Annotated in this window: 7 protein-coding genes; 2 read left to right on the forward strand and 5 right to left on the reverse strand. The window is 42.2% G+C overall.

The window, feature by feature from the left end:
- The 5 genes from C232_RS20175 to yneA all read right to left on the reverse strand — a co-directional run.
- A partial coding sequence (locus C232_RS20175) for a DUF6431 domain-containing protein (RefSeq protein WP_235801558.1) occupies window positions 1-226 on the reverse strand: 226 nt, incomplete at its 3' end.
- Between the two features lie 425 nt (window positions 227-651).
- Window positions 652-2658 carry a transketolase gene (tkt, locus tag C232_RS0117795; protein WP_018665461.1) on the reverse strand — a complete coding sequence of 669 codons (2007 nt, stop codon included), beginning with the start codon at window positions 2656-2658 and terminating at the stop codon, window positions 652-654.
- A gap of 161 nt (window positions 2659-2819) precedes the next feature.
- On the reverse strand, window positions 2820-3053 hold the full coding sequence (locus tag C232_RS0117800; RefSeq protein WP_018665462.1) for a DUF896 domain-containing protein: 234 nt from the start codon (window positions 3051-3053) through the stop codon (window positions 2820-2822).
- Window positions 3054-3134: 81 nt separating this feature from the next.
- Entirely contained in the window at window positions 3135-3794 is a 660-nt protein-coding gene (locus tag C232_RS0117805; RefSeq protein WP_018665463.1) for a YneB family resolvase-like protein, read from the reverse strand.
- A gap of 20 nt (window positions 3795-3814) precedes the next feature.
- Window positions 3815-4141, reverse strand: a complete 327-nt coding sequence (yneA, locus tag C232_RS0117810) for a cell division suppressor protein YneA (protein WP_018665464.1) — start codon at window positions 4139-4141, stop codon at window positions 3815-3817.
- 209 nt (window positions 4142-4350) lie between these two features.
- Between yneA and lexA the strand changes: the two genes are divergently transcribed.
- Entirely contained in the window at window positions 4351-4974 is a 624-nt protein-coding gene (gene lexA / locus C232_RS0117815) for a transcriptional repressor LexA (protein WP_026314666.1), read from the forward strand.
- Window positions 4975-5228: 254 nt separating this feature from the next.
- Window positions 5229-5708, forward strand: coding sequence for a flavodoxin domain-containing protein (locus C232_RS0117825; RefSeq protein WP_211211511.1), 480 nt, complete (start codon window positions 5229-5231; stop codon window positions 5706-5708).
- The last annotated feature ends 356 nt before the right edge of the window (window positions 5709-6064 follow it).

Consider the following 6064-nt stretch of genomic DNA (forward strand, 5'->3'; position numbering starts at 1 on the left):
TCCAACGATAAAGTGTTGATTCATCTGCCGGAATATCATGATTGGAACGATTAGTCAAAACCGTTTCAATACATTCCGATTTATATCTTTTATAAGGCACCAGAAATTCTGGAAGTTCGTGATGAATCTTTCCGCATTGTTCACATTGTAAACGCCTGATATTATAAATATGCTTCTTTCCAGATCTATCAATGGCTTTTCGATCTCTTGTCCCAATAACCTTCATATGTTTACCACAACAAGGGGAAGGTACTTTTTCCGCACCCCTAACCAAAAACACCAAGTTGAGTATTTTCAATTAGCTTATAATCTGATACAATAACCATAATCGTTATTTTTGGTGGGACATTCTCCGTATAGCTGAGGGTACAGTTATACATCAGGGGGATGTCCTTTTCCTTTCTCCAGAATAAATACGTGGACATTATACTCGTCAAATTCCGGACAGGCAATACCGTCAACTTTCGGTTATTTTTGGATGTCAGAAACAATATCCGGATCATTCGCTCCTGAAAACAGGTCTTGGTTGAGCCAGTGAAACAGCTCTTTTAAAAACGGCGATCCTGTCCTTAACCTATTTCCTATCGTATAAACAATAAACAACAAAAAGAGCCTTCCTTTGAGAAGAAAGGCCCTTCATTTTAAGCTGATTTATTTTTCAAGCAGCGCTTTTGCCCGTGATACAACATTTTCAACGGTGAATCCGTATTCTGCCATGACCGAATCCCCGTTGCCGCTTGCACCAAATGTATCAATTGCTAATATGTCGCCTTCATCGCCGGTATATCTATCCCAACCGAACGGGGCAGCCATTTCAATTGCCAAACGTTTCTTGACTGTTTTCGGCAACACTGTGTCTTTATACGCACTGCTCTGCTGTTCAAAACGGTCCCAGGAAGGCATGCTGATCACGGCCGCATCAATATTTTCTTCAGCCAATTGTTTCTGGGCTTCAACAGCCAGATGCACTTCAGAGCCTGTTGCGAGAAGAAGCAGGTCAGCTGTATCATTCCGGCTTGGAGAGATCACATAAGCCCCTTTTGACACGCCTTCAGCCGCATGCTTGTCCGTCCCTTTAATGGTTGGAAGCCCCTGTCTTGTTAAAACGAGCGCAGTCGGTTTATCTTTTGAGGTAATACCAAGCCGCCATGCCGCAGCTGTTTCATTACCGTCAGCCGGCCGGATCACAGACAAATTCGGCATTGCCCGCAAGGAAGGAAGCTGTTCAACCGGTTCGTGCGTCGGACCGTCTTCCCCGACTGCTATGCTATCATGTGTAAACACATACGTTACAGGCAGACCCATTAATGCAGCTAAGCGGATAGCCGGCCGCAAATAATCGGAGAATACGAAGAAAGTTCCGCCGTAAACGTGCACACCACCATGCAGCGCCATCCCGTTTAAAGCAGCGCCCATTGCAAACTCCCGGACACCAAACCAGATATTACGCCCTTCATATGAATCCGGTGTATAATCCTTATCATCGTTTATGCGCGTTTTGTTGGAACCCGCCAGGTCAGCCGATCCGCCAAACAAAGACGGAAGATGTTTTGAAATTGCATTCACAGTCTCCCCGCTTGAAGCACGGCTTGCCAGTGACTTACCTTCTTTATATACAGGAATTTCCTGATCCCAGCCCTCAGGAAGTTCGCCACTGATGGCCAGCTTGAGTTCATTTGCCAATTGCGGGTATTCTTTTTCATAACCGGCAAAAAGCGCATCCCATTCTTTTTCTTTTTTCTCGCCATTGCCGATGATTTGTTCATGGAAGCGGCTATAAACTTCTTCCGGAACATAGAAGTCTTCGTCAAATGTCCATTTATAGAATTCCTTTGTCAGTTTCAGTTCGTCTTCACCAAGAGGAGCACCATGTACTGCAGATTTCCCTGACTTATGCGGGGAGCCGTAGCCGATAATGGTTTTGACTTCAATAATAGTCGGGCGTTCCGTATCCTGCCTGGCTTCTTCGATTGCTTTTGCGATCGCCTGCATGTCATTGCCGTCTTCAACACGCAAATACTGCCAGCCATAAGCCTTAAATCTGCCTTCAACGCTTTCAGTGAAGGATTTGCTTAAGTCCCCGTCCAAAGAAATATCATTGGAATCATAAAGCACAATCAGGCGTCCTAATTTCAAGTGTGCAGCCAAAGATGCGGCTTCGCTTGATATGCCTTCCATTAAGTCTCCATCACCGCAAAGCGCGTATGTATAATGATCAACGACATTAAATTGGCCTTTATTAAAAACTGCAGCAAGATGCCGCTCTGCCATTGCCATACCGACAGACATGCCAATGCCCTGCCCGAGCGGACCTGTAGTGGCTTCGACGCCTTCTGTGTGGCCAAACTCAGGATGGCCTGGCGTTTTGCTCCCTAATTGGCGGAAATTTTTGATTTCTTCCATACTCAAATTATACCCGGATAAGTGCAGTAAGCTGTATAACAGCATGGAACCATGACCTGCCGACAGGACAAAACGGTCACGGTTAAACCAGTGTGGATTTTTAGGATTGTGGTTCATAAAGCGTGTCCAAAGTGTATAAGCCATTGGTGCGGCACCCATTGGAAGCCCTGGATGGCCTGACTTTGCTCTTTCAATTGCATCGATGGATAAGGTTCGAATTGTTGTGACCGCTAGTTCATCTGTTTTATCAAACATTTTCAACATCCTTTCTCTCGGTAGCTACACTCCTATATTAAGCAAGATTCGCCAATAAAACAACTTTTTTACTGTACGCGAAGCAAGCTTTTGAAATCGATTTACATTTCTCCCCGTTTTTTCATTTCTTCCATCATGCACCTGATCGATTCCAATTCCGCTTAGTGAAGCCTTTTCTTATTCTGGATCTGCTTGATTTTTTCAGGGGTTACATCATTCCCCTCCGTGTCAATTACCCGCACATTTTCAATTGTTTTTTTCATGGAAGCGCGAAATGCCTGCAAATACTCGCTTCTTAACTGTGACTGCTCTTTTGCTTCCGCTGGTGTCAGGCCTTCATTTTTTGATTTCCTGGCCAATTCATTAATTCTTGCCATTTTATCCTTTGATAGCATATCATTTTTGCCCCTTATCATTAAAATATGAAGTAATCTTACTAAAAAAACGGTGCCTGCGCAATGATTCTATCCTGTCCGTTATTGACGGCCAAGAGAATCAGATTGTTCCTGATATTCCTGGTATCTTCGATGTACGGTAGCTTTTGAAACTTTGTATCCGAATCCCCTCATCGTTGCGGCAATTTCTTCAAAGGTAAGGCCGTTTTGGCGCAAGCGGATAATTTCCCGGACCGGGATGTCTTTCCGTTCCCTTCCGTGCACATTGCCCCGCCTTTTTAAATTTTTTTGCGGCCGGTAGCCGTTTTCGACCGCCCGTTTCATTCCGCGTTTAATTTTCAAATTATGAAGTTTTCGCTGGTATTCTTCCACCATACTGACAATTTTTAAAACCATAGAGTCTGATTCCGACAGTTCCAGTTCACCGCTTTGCGAATAGCAGTAAACTTTTACCCCTTCCTTATATAAAAAATGAAGGAGTGCTATTTTTGCATTCCCCCGCCCGATCCTGGTTTCATCCTGTATCAGCACTGCATCAATCTGTTCCTCTTTAATCATATCGAGTATTTCAAGAACACCCGGCCTGTCCAATTCATAACCGCTGGCCCGGTCCTCAATTGTGGCGGCCACATCAAAGCCCCATCTTTTTGCAAGCAGCGCAAGTTCCTCCGCCTGGCGTTTTAATGATGTTTCCTGGCTTTCTTTCGTTGTACTTACTCTGCAATATAAAATGACCTTCATTTTTCAAAAATCTCCCGTTCCTATTTGAAAGCTATTTCCTTATTTCCTTTATGCAAACTGTTTTGTTTTTTTACCGGTATAACTATTTTCTCCCCTGCTTGAATTACATTACCGTCTATTACGTTATGTTTTTCCACCCATTGGATAAATTCCTGCCTGCTCATTTTTCCGGTGCCGGATTCCGCGTACCGGTCAGCAATATTCCAAAGTGTCTGCCCTTCGCCGACAACGATTTTCTCGTAGCTTTCCGAATGGTCCCGGGAGCTGAAAACCAGATACAAGCCAAGAACAAAGACAACACCGATTAAAATCATAACATAATTATACCTTCTCCATACCTTTGCCATTACAATCACCCTTGTCACGAATATTTGTTCGCCGTTCTGATAAATATATTATAAAACGAACGTTTGTTTTAGTCAATAGTTTTTTCGAACTTATGTTTGTGATTTTAAAAGATACATGATATAATAGTAGCAAATAATGGTTAATCAAAAATTTGTCTCTTTTGCAAATTGTAATTGCCATCAAAAAAGGAACGACGAGGTGCTGAATGATGACGAAACTATCAAAAAGGCAGTTAGACATATTAAACTTCATCAAACAGGAAGTAAAAACAAAAGGATACCCGCCGTCTGTAAGAGAAATCGGCCAGGCTGTCGGTCTTGCTTCCAGCTCTACAGTCCACGGCCATCTTGCCCGGCTTGAAAGCAAGGGGCTGATCCGCCGTGACCCCACTAAGCCAAGAGCCATCGAAATTCTGGATCATGAAGATGAATCCATACCGCGCCAAAACGTGATAAATGTGCCGGTAGTCGGCAAGGTAACAGCCGGTATCCCGATCACAGCCGTTGAAAACATTGAAGAATATTTTCCGCTGCCTGAACATCTGGTTCCTTCCGATGACTCCGTTTATATGCTCGAAGTTGTGGGGGAAAGTATGATTGATGCAGGCATTCTTAACGGCGATTATGTGATTGTCCGTGTACAGCAGACAGCAGAAAATGGTGATATTGTCGTTGCGATGACAGACGAAAATGAAGCAACGGTGAAAAGATTTTTTAAAGAAAAGGATTATTTCCGCCTGCAGCCTGAAAATCCGACAATGGAGCCGATTATCTTAAAAAATGTATCAATTCTCGGCAAAGTGATCGCTTTATACAGGCAAATGATCCATTAAAAAAGTTTGAAGCAGTTTTGCACTGCTTCTTTTTTGTGCATTTGATAGAGCATATGCCGGTTAAAGAGAAAATATGTTTTTCCTTGCAAATGAAGAAAATGCGTTTCCATCCATTCAACAGTGGAAATATGTATTATTTATAAAATATGAATGATATGGTTTTTTTTGAAAAAAAACTAACCTTTACGCATTTTTAGTATTATCCTTGATATGGGGAACCATTAAAATGAAATACAATTAAAGGACTGAAAATGATGGAGAGTATTATGATTTATGCGTCCAACGATGGTACTGTTGAAAATATTGTCAGAAGGCTTTTAATGAAATCAAAGGAAGAAATATTATCCATTAATGTACTAAAAGAAGAAGTACCCAATTTGGATGACTATGACAATGTGATGATTGGCGGATCGATTTACCATGGGAAAATCCAAAAGCAGCTTACAAAGTTCATTCATGGCCACTTGCAGATTCTCTTAACCAAACGGGTCGGCCTGTTCCTTTATGCAGGAGAAACCGAAAAAGAAAAAGTCGCCGCAGCATTTGACCAGGCTTTTCCGGAAGTGCTGCGCAACCATTCCGTGTGCAATGAAATTTTCGGTTATTCCTATCAGCTCCATGATATGAACTTATTTGAAAAGATGTTTTTAAAGAGAGCAAAAGGAGCCACGGACCATGATACCTGGCTCAATGAAACAGGCATTGAACATTTTTTTAAAACCATGCTCATTTAAAAATGCGTGTTCCCCCTTTTTTCCTCGTATTTTGGTAAAGAAAAATATTTCCTTTGCCTGTAATGATTCATGATCGTTTTAAGCAAAATCTCAGGTTTTGCTTTTTTTATGCCCAAATGGCAGTCCGGCTCCGTTCCTTTTATTACGATAACTTCGTACGGGTTAAAAATAGCCGGATAATAAAATTGTAATGATTTCGGCCATATTTTGGTCATGGTTTATTGGCACCATCATAAAGTAATTTTGACCAAAATAGAAAAACCCCTCAAAGCCTTACACTTCAAGGGGTTTCGTTTATTAATACATTTGCAGGTATTGGTCTCTTTCCCATTGGTGCACTTGTGTACGGAACATAT

The sequence above is a fragment of the Heyndrickxia acidiproducens DSM 23148 genome, assembly GCF_000374345.1.
GTDB classification, from domain to species: domain Bacteria; phylum Bacillota; class Bacilli; order Bacillales; family Bacillaceae_C; genus Weizmannia; species Weizmannia acidiproducens.